Source organism: Mesorhizobium norvegicum, assembly GCF_004919685.1.
Classification (GTDB): Bacteria; Pseudomonadota; Alphaproteobacteria; order Rhizobiales; family Rhizobiaceae; genus Mesorhizobium; species Mesorhizobium norvegicum.
The window spans coordinates 146,485-156,765 of sequence record NZ_SMYZ01000003.1 but is presented as its reverse complement, the minus strand read 5'-3'; the positions used below and the strand labels follow the sequence as shown (position 1 = coordinate 156,765).

The following is a 10,281-nucleotide window of genomic DNA, read 5'->3' as shown; positions in this document are numbered from 1 at the left end:
CGCCGCGGCCAAGCGTGGCGATGCGATTGTCCGGGCCGATGCCCTGGAAACCGGCGATCACCGCCACCTGGCCCTCGCCGAAGCGCTTGACCAGGAAGGCACCGTCGATGTCGAGGATGCGCGCCGCGCCATGCGCATTGTCGGTCTTGATCGGGATTTGCCAGCCCTGCCACGAACGGGCATGCACGCCCATGTTCTGCAAGGTGATCGCCAGAAGGCCGGCCGTGACCTGTTCGCCGGAGGCGACGACCGCGTCATATTCGCGTGCGTCGTGCATCGGCGAGGCCTCGCGCGTCCAGCCGACCAGTTCATTGGTCTTGCCGGCCATCGCCGAGACGACCACCGCCACCTCATGGCCGGCATCGACCTCGCGTTTGACGTGACGCGCCACATTGCGGATGCGGGCGATGTCGGCGACGGAGGTTCCGCCGAATTTCATCACGATGCGCGCCATGGAAGCGAAATGCCTTTGACTGAAGCCGGACTCCAGCCAAAACAGCGGGAATCCCGAATAGCGGAAGGCCGGCTCACGCCGGCCGTTGAATGCGCGGCCTCCTTAGCCAAATGATGAAGGTTTCGCAAGGCTGGCGGCGGATTGCCGGCTTCAAGAAGACGGCATATTGCGTTCCGCCCCGCCGCCGCCTACGAAATGCTGCCCGCGGGGAATTCCTTTTGATCCGGTATTACAGATGATTGCTCGTCTTCGACGCGCCATGCGATGGCAATCGCTCCCGCTTGTCATTGGCTTCGCGGTGTTGGCGCTGATCGTCGGCAGCCGTGCCATGCTGGTCGAGGGCCAGAGAGCCAATCGCGCCGCCGCGCGCGAGGCAATCGAATATCAGGAATTGCTTTCCGGCCTGCTTTCGCTGGCGCAAGACACGGAGAGCGGTCAGCGCGGTTATCTGCTGACCGGCGAGAAATCCTATCTCGAACCCTATCGGCGGGCTGTGGGCGCAATTCCGGGGCAATTTGCACGCATCGACAGCATGACTGCCCCGGACGACCAGGTCGTCCAGCAGATCAACCATATCAAGGACGCGCTTTCGCAAAAGCAGGCTGAACTGGCCGAGACGATTGCCCTGTACGACCAGGGCAATGCGACGAAGGCGCTGGATCTGGTCCGCAGCGGCCAGGGCAAGGCTGTCATGGACGAAATCCGGACCAGCATGGATACGATCCGACGCATCGGCGCCGCCGCCCTCGCAGCGCGCGACGAGCATACCGACCAGGTCGAAACCTGGCTGCGCATCGGTTCGCTGGCGGCGCTGCTGGCGATCTTCCTGCTTGGCGCCTACACGATCAGGGAATCGCGCCGCCGCTTCCACGAGGTGGCCGTCGCCCAGGATGAGCTGGTGCGCAAGAACGTCGCGCTCGGCAATGAAATCCAGACGCGCGAAAAGGCCGAATCCCAGATCCGCCAGATGCACAAGATGGAGGCGGTCGGTCAACTCACAGGCGGTATCGCTCACGATTTCAACAACATGCTGGCGGTGATCATCAGTGCCATGAACCTCGCCCAGCGCAAGCTGGCGCGCGGCGAGCACGACATCGCAAAATTCATCGAAGCGGCGATAGACGCGGCGAACCGTGCCGCCAATCTGACCGCCCGGCTGCTCGCCTTCTCGCGCCAGCAGCCACTTGCGCCGCAGATCGTCGACGCCAACCGTCTGCTGACCGGAATGTCGGACCTGATCCGGCGGGCGCTCGGCGAAACCATCCGCATCGAAACCGTGCTGGCGGGAGGCTTGTGGAAAACCCATGCCGACCCGAGCCAGATCGAGAACGCCATTCTCAACCTTGCCGTCAACGCGCGTGACGCCATGGGTGATGACGGCAAGCTGACCATCGAGACCGCTAACAGCCATCTCGACGACGGCTACGCCGCCACCCATGCCGAGGTCGCGGCCGGCCAGTATGTGATGATCGCCGTCAGCGACACCGGTTCGGGCATGCCCCCCGATGTCATAGCCAAGGCTTTCGAACCCTTTTTCACCACCAAGCCGGTCAACAAGGGCACCGGCCTGGGGCTGAGTCAGGTGTTCGGCTTCGTCAAACAGTCCGGTGGCCACGTCAAGATCTATTCCGAACCCGGCGAAGGCACGACGATCAAGATCTACCTGCCGCGCTTTTTTGGCGCCGAAGAAGCAGCCGTGCCGACGGGACGAGGCGAGAATTCCGCTCCCGTCACCGAAACGATCCTCGTCGTCGAGGACGATGCCCGCGTGCGTGCCTCCACCACCGATGCCTTGCGCGAACTCGGCTACGCCGTCATCGATGCCGCAAGTGGCCAGGAAGCGTTGCAGAGACTGGCGGAAAACCCCGGCGTCGCGCTTCTGTTCACCGATATCGTCATGCCGGTGATGAACGGCCGCAAGCTGGCGGAGGAAGCGGTTACCCGCATGCCACGGCTGAAGGTGATCTTCACCACCGGCTTCACCAGGAACGCCGTGGTCCACAATGGCGTGCTCGACCATGACGTGCATTTCCTGGCCAAGCCCTTCACCATCGAGCAACTGGCGGCGAAACTGCGCGACGTGCTGGACACGAAACAAGGCACACCGGACTGATTCCGTCGGGCCGCGACAGCGGGACGCCGGACCTCAAGCCACGCTTTTGCTGGCCTTGGCCTGTTGCCGGTCGGCATGGGCCTTGCCCAGCCCGACAACAACACGGTCACGCCCGTCTGCCTTCGCCTGATAGAGCGCACGATCCGCGGCGTTGACGATCTCCGCCCATGAGGCGCCAAGCTCCGGAAAGGCAGCCACCCCGAATGACGCGGTAATGGTGCCAAGCGTGCGGCCGCGATGAGCGAGATGAAGCTGCTTGATCGCTTTTCGCACTGCCTCGGCACGCTCGGCGCCGTCCGCCAGCGAAGTCGCCGGCATCATAAGGGCGAATTCCTCGCCGCCGTAACGGGACACCACGTCACTATCCCTGGCGTGGTCGAGTAGCGTGCCTGCAACCTGCTTGAGGACGAGATCGCCGGCTTCATGGCCGAACGTGTCGTTGAACTGCTTGAAATGATCCACATCGAGCATGATCATCGCCAGGGGCTGTTCGGAACGCTCCATGCGCCTCAGTTCGCGACTGCTTGTTTCCTCGAGATAGCGGCGGTTGTAGAGCCCGGTGTTCGGGTCACGGATCGATTGTTGCCGCAGTGTTTCGCGCAGGCGCAGATTGGCCAGGGCCAAGGCCAGTGTGTCGACGACGCCGCGCAGGATCTGCTGCCGCTCGGTCAGCCAGTCCGGCCTGTCGGCGGCGTTTGGTTCGCACAGATGCACGATGCCAAGCGTCTCCCCCTGCGCCGCCAGGGGCATGCAGACGTAACCGCGGCCGCCATTCTCGGTGATGTGGTTGCAGCGCGGCGTCAGCATGCCGGGGCCGGCAACATGCTCCTGGCCGCGCCGCAGCGCCCAGCAATCCTCCGGCGCAAACTGGCCAACGCTCGAACGCACAGTGCCCCAATGCGCCATTTCCTCGACCAGATTGCGCGATGCGCTGGTCAGATGAACGGTTCCGCTCAATCCGCCAAAGAAGTCGGGCATGGCCGAGCCGACGACGGAAAACGCCTCCTGGAAGGTAACGCAAGCCTGAAGCAGCTCGCCGAGTTTGACCAGGCGGGTCGTTGCCTGGGACGTCTCCTTCAGTTCGCGGTTCAGCGTAGTCAATTCCTCGGCGCGATCGCTGACCGCCCGCTCGGCGCTGCGCAACTCGCTGATGTCGCTCAGCGTCAGCACGATGCCGCCATCGGAGCGATTGAGCGGGTTGCAGCTCGCAATCACCGGCAGATACGATCCGTCCGGCTTTGCCAGCCGCACCTCGGCCTGATGCCTGCGACCCGTGGTCAGCGCCAGTTCAATCGGGGATGTTCCCTGCGCCAGCCTGTCTCCCGACAGTCCCCGCATGTCGAGGACCGACGGCCAATCCTGCCCCTCGATCTTGTCGTTGCGCCGCCCGATGATCTCGGCGCCTGCCGGATTCACCGAGACGATCCGGCCATTGCCGTCGATGACGGCAATGCCCTCGGCAACGGTGCGGACGATATCCTCGATATAGGCCTTTTGCTCGACGAGCTGCCCACGCGAGGATTCGAGCTCGGATGCCATGCGGTCGAACCCTTGCGCCAATTGGCCGAACTCGTCATTGGCGGTACGGCCGATGCGCGCCCCGGCGTCGCCGCGCGCCAGCGATTCGATGCCGCGGTTGAGGCCGGAAAGACCTGCGCCGAAGCCGCGCAGCAAAAGGAAAGCCGAGATCGCGGAGAGCAGCACGGCGGCCGCGGTGCACAGACCGACAAGCCAGAGCATGTTGTTGGTGCGCTGCTGCGCGGCGCGCAGCAACGGCGTGTACTCGAACAGGACCGCGCCGACGGTCTGGTCGGCGGCGGCATCCTTGATCGGCACCGCAACCAGATTGATCGCGTCTGACAAGTCGGCGCTGCTTTCGACGAAGTTGCGCGGCGTGCCATCCTCGATCGTCCGGCCGACTTCATTGTCGGGATCGTGGCCGTACGGTGTGCCGACATTTTTTTCTTCACCCGGGACATCGGCAAGGATGACCTTGTCGTGATCGACGACGACGAGGTCGCGTTTCGAGCCGCTGTGCTGCGAGGTTACGAATTCATGCAGCGCCTCGGGTCTTTCGAACAACGGACGTGGCGTGTCGGCAGCCTTGAAGGCAATCGTTTCGGCCAATTGCCGTCCAACGCTCGTCGCCTCGGCGATTGCACCGGATCTGATCAGCGATATCTGGGAGACTATAGCAATGCCGCCCACCAGGCCGATCAAGGCCGCGGCGCTCAACAAAGTAGCGATAATCTGGGTCTTGATCCGCAACAAGCCACCCCAATCCGTGGGAGGGCAATGTATATGCCGAATCCCGGTCGTGCTTCAGGAAACCGCCAATCTCGTAAATTTGATGTTAAGGAATCCTGATCGACCGCCATCTCTCCCTCGCAGGACGCACACCCTGTCAGCATCGAAAATTGTTGCCTTGACATTCGCGGCCTCACACCCGACTTCCTAGCGCTCGAGGAGACCAACCGATGCCAGAGCCCCGACGATCGACGATCGATGCCGGAGAAGTTGAACGCTTTTCCGCCCTTGCCGCCGAATGGTGGAACCCGAACGGCAAGTTCCGTCCCCTGCACAAATTCAATCCGGTCCGGCTGTCCTATATCCGCGACCAGATAGCGACGCGCTTCGGCCGCGATCCGCGCGCGGCAAGGCCTTTCGAGGGCCTGCGCATCCTCGACATCGGCTGCGGCGGTGGCCTTTTGTGCGAGCCGATGGCGCGGCTTGGCGCCGAGGTTGTGGGCGCGGATGCCTCCGAAACAAACATCGAAGTGGCGAAGCTGCACGCGGCCGAGGGCAATGTCAGCGTCGACTATCGTGCCACGACAGCCGAGGACCTTGCCGACGCCGGTGAAAAATTCGACGTCATCCTGAACATGGAAGTGGTCGAGCATGTCGCCGACATCGACCTGTTCGTCGCCAAATGCGGCGAGATGGTCCGGCCCGGCGGCATCATGTTCGTGGCCACCATCAACCGCACGCTGAAAGCGCTCGGGCTGGCCATCATCGGCGCCGAATATGTGCTGCGCTGGCTGCCGCGCGGCACCCACCAGTTCGGCAAGCTGGTGCGCCCGGAAGAGCTTGAGAAAGCGCTGGGCGGCGCCGGCTTGACGATCATCGACCGCACCGGCGTCACCTACAATCCGCTTGCCGACCGCTGGGCGCGGTCGAAGGACATGGACGTCAACTACATGGTGCTGGCGGAAAAAGGCTCGGTCTGATCCTATTCAGAATCGAGCGGCCTGTAGCCGCCCCGCCAGTAGATCAGCGCCTGGCCGGCATCGTGGGTGCGCACGGCCTCGACCGAGCCAATGACGATCGAATGCGTGCCGCGATCGATCATCTCGTCGAGGCTGCAGTCGAAGGCGGCCACCGCATCCGAAAGCAACAAAGCTCCGGTCTTCAGTGTCATCCATTCGGCGCCCTCATAGCGGTCCTTGCCCTTGATGCCGCCGAAGCCGGAGAACCGCTCGGCCACCCTTTGATGCTGGGGGCCGAGCGAGTTGACGCCGAAATGCCGGTAGCGTTCGATCACCGGCCAGGTCGACGACGACCGGTTGACACAGGCGATCACCTTGGGCGGTTCGGCCGACAGCGAGACGACCGAAATGACCACCAGGCCGGAGCGGTCCTCGCCGGTGCCAGCGGTGATGACGCTGACATTGCCGACGATCAGCCGCATCGCGGCCCGAAAGTCCGCGACACCGACAGGATTTGCCTCCGAAGTCGTTGGCTCGGTCATGGTTTTCTCCTAGGCCGCCGACTGCATGGCGGCCGCTGCGATACGGATGCCCCGCTGCTCGAGGATGGGCAGGACGGTGTCGCGAAAATATGGGAATTCCTCGACATAGTCGACAAAGGACAGGGTCGAGCCGCGAAACCCAGCCTCGTGCAAGGCGGTGATCCCATCGGCGACCTGTTCGGGCGTGCCGGTGAGCGGGAAGCCGCCATGGCCCGCCGCCATGCGGTCGCGGATGAGCGCCAGGAGGTCATGCGGGAATGATTGCGCATGGGCAAATTGCAGCCGTACCAGATTGTCGACCGCCGCCCAGTCGGCATTGGCGCGGCCGAAATGCTCGAGATAGTCCGTCGCTTCCTTTTCGGTCGGCCGGCAGACGACATGGGCAAAAGTCAGCACGTCGACAGTGCTGCCGGCAGCGATCGCCTGTTGCTTCAGCACCGCGATCTCGTCCCTGGAGCGTGACAGATCGATTGCCGGCGTGAACAGGAAGTCGGCGTTGCGGACCGCAAATTTGCGCCCTTCTTCCGAGCCGGCGGCGTTGAGGATCGGCAGGCGTGCCGACGGGCGCGGATCGCCAAGCACGTTCTTCAGCTTGAAATAGGTACCGTCCCAGTCGAACGCCTCGGTGCGATCCCACAGCGCCCTGACGATGTCGAACCATTCCTGTGCATAGCCGTATCGTGTGATGTGATCGTCAGGCAGCGTCAGCCCGAGCGCTTCATATTCCGGCTTGTTCCAGCCGGCGACGATGTTGAGGCCGATACGGCCGCGGCTGATCTGATCGATGGTCGCCAATTGCTTGGCGACGACGACGGGATGATTGGCCGCCGTGTGGGTGGTGGCGAAAACCGTGATGTTGCGGGTGAGCGCCAGGAGCCCGGTGGCCCAGGTGATCGTCTCCAGCACGTTGCCGTGGAAATTGGTCTCGCCGCCATAGCCGATCCAGCGGGCGATCGGCAGCATGAAGTCGATGCCGGCCTCGTCGAGCAGCTGCGCCAGCCGCAGATTGTTGTCCCAGGAACTGACCCATCGTTCGGGAAGCTTGGTGACGGTCATGCCGCCGGAACAATTGGACGCAAAGGTCCCGAGAAAGAAGGGCTGCGCATTGGCTGCGGTCTTGTCGAGCATGCTCATCGGTCGTGTTCTCCTCATTTTTTGATTATATTTTATGATAGAAAGTCTATCATAAAATCGTGTGGACGCAATCGGCCGGATCGGCGCATGCTGCCGGGCGGGGAGACATGGATGAACGACCGGCGCAAACCTTCGGAAACGCAAGCCAAGCTGCTGGATCGCGGCTGGCATCTGGCGCGGACGCCGCTCGAAATCGATGTCGCCGAAATCGAGTATGCGCTGATGCGCTCTTACGAGGCGTTCGGCCACTGGCAGGCCGAATGCCTGGCGACGGTGATCGAGTTTTCCGCCAGCGGGCCGGAAAATGCGCTGCTCCACATCATCAGGATGAACGACCGGCCAAAGAGCATCCGCGACCTGGCGCAGATGACCAACCGCGACGACATCCCCAACATCCAGTACAGCCTGCGCAAATTGCTCAAGGGCGGCCTGGTCAAGCGAACCGGCAGCGGCAGGGCCGGCGTCACCTACGAAGTCACGCCGCTCGGTTATCGTGTGACCGAACGCTATGCCGACATCCGTTCGGTCCTGCTCATCGAAGCGGTGACGCGCGTCCCGGAGATGGCGGCCAAGCTCGAGGAAGCGGCGCGCACGCTCGAACTGATGACCGGCATCTATGAGCAGGCGGCCCGCGCCGCGGCCACCCACCGCCGTCGGCACCCGCGACCGGAGCCCGGCAGCGAAGAGAACGAAACCGGCGCCGGCTGAGGCGCGAACGCATTCACGCCGCCTGGCTTTGTGCCTTCCTGCTGATCTGACTTTGCGCCATGGTGGTGATGAACACACCGGCGGTGATGATGAGTGCGCCCGCCCAGGTCAGCAGTTGATAGTGCTCGCCGAGGAAGATGGTGCCGGCAAACAGGCCGACGGCCGCCGCCACATAGCCGATCTGGCTGAGATAGACCGGACCGCCAACCGCCTGCAGCCTAAAGAAAAAGGCGAACATCGCCGATGCCGATGCGACCTGCGCGACCACCACCAATGGCACGCCGCCGAGGGAAGCGAAGGCCTTGACGCCGAACAGGGCGAGAATGCCGACAAGCAGCATCGCCGCTGACGCCAAATGGCTGCCGACAGCAAGCTCGATCGGGCCGGTGCCTTCCGGCCAGTCGACCGTGCGATAGATGTTGCCGGCGGCAAGACTGACCGGAATGAGCAGCCCCATCACCACCCAGAACAGATCGGCCGGCTGGCCGGCCTCGCCGCGCGTCACCGCCACCATGACGGCGCCGACGAAGCCGACGGCGATGCCGACAATGCCCAGCATGTTGGGGCTCCGGACACGCAGCAGGATGGAGAACACCAGCGTGATGACAGGCGACAGCGTGAACATGATGCCGGTGTAGCCGGCGCCAAGATGCGGGATGGCCGAGAACATCAGGAGATTGGGCACCGCATAGGACACCGCTGCGGTGACGAAGAAATAGCGCAATTTGTGCGCGGTGAGCCGGACGCGCTGACCGCGCAGCAAGAGCACGCACAGCAAGACGCCGCCGGCGCCGAACGAGATGACGAAGGCCCAGACCATGGCCGGCACGCCGGCAGCCGTGGCGAGCTTGCCGAAGGGCAGCGTCAGGCCGAGCAGGCCGCCGGTGACGACCAGCAGGCCGAGCGCCGAATCCCAGAGAAATTTCATGATCGAACCCTGTCGCGCGCGGCCCTTGGCCAGCATTGCATCTTGCGGTAAGATAATGGAAAGATTCTTAACGTCAAGATATATGATGGTGAGACAGTTGGATAGGGCAGCAAGAGCGATCGAGCAATGGAAGCGGGAGCGGCCCGATCTGGATGTCTCGCCGATGGCCGTGCTCGGGCGGCTGAACGAGGCCTCCTCGCTGATCGCCCGCGAGCGCCTGGCGCCGGTGTTTGCCCGCTATGGATTGCAGTCGGGAGAGTTCGATGTGCTGGCGACACTGCGCCGCGCTGGCTCACCCTACGCGCTGACGCCGACCGCTCTCTATGAAGCGACGATGGTCACATCGGGCGCCATGACCAACCGGCTCGACCGGCTCGAAACGTCCGGATTGATCCTGCGCGGGCCGCACCCCAACGATCGGCGCGGCATTGTCGTGCGGTTGACTGAAAAGGGTCTCGCTTTGATCGACGAGGCCGTTGCTGCCCATGTCGCCAACGAACATGAGATTCTCGCGGGCCTGACACCGGCGGAACAGGAAACGCTCTCTCGGCTGCTTGAGAAATTGATCGGGAGTGTGAGCTAGCCGGGTCAGTTCGTAGGCTGCCGCGAGAACCGGCGCCGGTGTTTCCAGCGCCGGTATGATACGGTGAGGTCGACAAGCCGGGCCGGCATGTTGAGGTAGAGCAGAGCATCTCGCAAACCACTGAGATAGCGCTCACTCATCGCCTTGTCGGAAAAATCCGGCATGGCCTCGAGTGTCGCTTCGGCTTGCTGGCTCCGGCCCTTTCCGGTCGGCAATCTGGCCGCAAAGGCTATTTCTCGGCGCAGACAGACCTGCTCCACGCGATCCCGCAACGCCTCTTCGTAGCCGATACCACATCGCATAAGCCGCGCGTGGGTGGCCTCATGGACGATAATCGAAGCGACCAATTCCGGCGTCGTCTCTTCGCTGATGATATGGCGCTCGTCCAATTCGCACGCCTTGGAAGAATCCGCCCATTGCGCGACGGAAGCAGGAAGGGTTGTGACGAAGACCTGTCTTACGTCACCAAGCAGCCGTCTGTAGCGCACTGGATCAAAATCACGAACAAGCTGAAGCGCCTCGAAGATCTTGTCGGTGCCCTTGTCGCCAATGATGAGCAACCCGTCGATCGTTCGGGTACCGCTAAACTTGACGGCGCCCCAGCGGGCCAATC

Annotated in this window: 10 protein-coding genes; 4 read left to right on the top strand and 6 right to left on the bottom strand. The window is 63.1% G+C overall.

Translation table 11 applies throughout. The annotated features are described in order from the left end of the window. Nucleotides 1-454 (bottom strand): amino acid kinase family protein (locus tag FCU66_RS01935; RefSeq protein WP_484177838.1); only part of this gene is annotated, 454 nt, incomplete at its 3' end. Between the two features lie 259 nt (nt 455-713). On the opposite strand from FCU66_RS01935, the gene FCU66_RS01930 reads away from it, so the two are divergent. Then, nucleotides 714-2,567, top strand: coding sequence for a CHASE3 domain-containing protein (locus tag FCU66_RS01930; RefSeq protein WP_136619786.1), 1,854 nt, complete (start codon nt 714-716; stop codon nt 2,565-2,567). Between the two features lie 33 nt (nt 2,568-2,600). Here the strand turns inward: FCU66_RS01930 and FCU66_RS01925 are convergent, their stop codons facing one another. Further along, entirely contained in the window at nt 2,601-4,835 is a 2,235-nt protein-coding gene (locus FCU66_RS01925) for a diguanylate cyclase (protein WP_136619785.1), read from the bottom strand. Nucleotides 4,836-5,044: 209 nt separating this feature from the next. On the opposite strand from FCU66_RS01925, the gene ubiG reads away from it, so the two are divergent. Next, on the top strand, nt 5,045-5,794 hold the full coding sequence (gene ubiG / locus FCU66_RS01920; RefSeq protein ID WP_136619784.1) for a bifunctional 2-polyprenyl-6-hydroxyphenol methylase/3-demethylubiquinol 3-O-methyltransferase UbiG: 750 nt from the start codon (nt 5,045-5,047) through the stop codon (nt 5,792-5,794). Nucleotides 5,795-5,796: 2 nt separating this feature from the next. Here ubiG and FCU66_RS01915 read toward each other — a convergent pair whose 3' ends face one another. Continuing rightward, on the bottom strand, nt 5,797-6,315 hold the full coding sequence (locus tag FCU66_RS01915; RefSeq protein WP_136619783.1) for a flavin reductase family protein: 519 nt from the start codon (nt 6,313-6,315) through the stop codon (nt 5,797-5,799). Between the two features lie 9 nt (nt 6,316-6,324). After that, entirely contained in the window at nt 6,325-7,449 is a 1,125-nt protein-coding gene (locus FCU66_RS01910) for an LLM class flavin-dependent oxidoreductase (RefSeq protein ID WP_136619782.1), read from the bottom strand. A 111-nt stretch (nt 7,450-7,560) separates the two neighbouring features. Here FCU66_RS01910 and FCU66_RS01905 point away from each other — a divergent pair, with 111 nt between their 5' ends. Then, complete coding sequence (locus FCU66_RS01905; protein WP_136619781.1) at nt 7,561-8,157, top strand: winged helix DNA-binding protein; 597 nt, start codon at nt 7,561-7,563, stop codon at nt 8,155-8,157. Nucleotides 8,158-8,170: 13 nt separating this feature from the next. Here the strand turns inward: FCU66_RS01905 and FCU66_RS01900 are convergent, their stop codons facing one another. Next, nucleotides 8,171-9,085, bottom strand: a complete 915-nt coding sequence (locus tag FCU66_RS01900; protein ID WP_136619780.1) for a DMT family transporter — start codon at nt 9,083-9,085, stop codon at nt 8,171-8,173. 97 nt (nt 9,086-9,182) lie between these two features. Between FCU66_RS01900 and FCU66_RS01895 the strand changes: the two genes are divergently transcribed. Next, nucleotides 9,183-9,668 carry a MarR family winged helix-turn-helix transcriptional regulator gene (locus FCU66_RS01895; protein ID WP_136619801.1) on the top strand — a complete coding sequence of 162 codons (486 nt, stop codon included), beginning with the start codon at nt 9,183-9,185 and terminating at the stop codon, nt 9,666-9,668. A gap of 5 nt (nt 9,669-9,673) precedes the next feature. On the opposite strand, the gene FCU66_RS01890 is transcribed toward FCU66_RS01895, so the two are convergent. Next, nucleotides 9,674-10,228, bottom strand: coding sequence for a hypothetical protein (locus FCU66_RS01890; protein WP_168991998.1), 555 nt, complete (start codon nt 10,226-10,228; stop codon nt 9,674-9,676). Nucleotides 10,229-10,281 lie beyond the last annotated feature (53 nt).

Bases quoted from the DNA above. Each gene is read 5' to 3' on its own strand.
- FCU66_RS01900 (WP_136619780.1), bottom strand. From the start codon at position 9,085: ATGAAATTTCTCTGGGATTCGGCGCTCGGCCTGCTGGTCGTCACCGGC.
- ubiG (WP_136619784.1), top strand. From the start codon at position 5,045: ATGCCAGAGCCCCGACGATCGACGATCGATGCCGGAGAAGTTGAACGC.
- FCU66_RS01930 (WP_136619786.1), top strand. From the start codon at position 714: ATGCGATGGCAATCGCTCCCGCTTGTCATTGGCTTCGCGGTGTTGGCG.
- FCU66_RS01915 (WP_136619783.1), bottom strand. From the start codon at position 6,315: ATGACCGAGCCAACGACTTCGGAGGCAAATCCTGTCGGTGTCGCGGAC.
- FCU66_RS01910 (WP_136619782.1), bottom strand. From the start codon at position 7,449: ATGAGCATGCTCGACAAGACCGCAGCCAATGCGCAGCCCTTCTTTCTC.
- FCU66_RS01905 (WP_136619781.1), top strand. From the start codon at position 7,561: ATGAACGACCGGCGCAAACCTTCGGAAACGCAAGCCAAGCTGCTGGAT.